This window comes from Oleiphilus sp. HI0123 (genome assembly GCF_001635315.1).
Map to the genome: position 1 here is coordinate 1 of NZ_LWGE01000960.1, position 356 is coordinate 356.

A 356-nucleotide genomic window follows, 5' to 3' on the forward strand; every position below is an offset into this window, starting at 1 on the left:
ATAGTGATGCCTAACCTTGTCCCGCCTGTTGTTAACACAGAAATGGCACTTGCTTATAAAGCCAGAATTGAAAACGCTATACCTGAAGGAGTCGATTTCACTCCCTTAATGACCCTATATCTGACAAACGATACAAAGCCCGAAGACATTACTCGCGCCAAGCAAGCGGGCATTATTGCAGCCAAGCTTTACCCAGCAGGAGCAACAACCAATTCCGATGCTGCAGTTTCAGCCTTGAACGAGCTTTACCCGGTTTTTGAGGCAATGCAAGCTTGCGACATGTTATTACTGATTCACGGTGAAGTGACCTCTCATGAGGTTGATATCTTTGATCGGGAAAAGTTTTTTATTGAACA

The 356-nt window shown here is 44.4% G+C and carries 1 pseudogene; it reads left to right on the forward strand.

From position 1 onward, the window contains the following. Window positions 1-356, forward strand: a pseudogene (locus tag A3761_RS27495) (dihydroorotase); the annotation flags it as partial.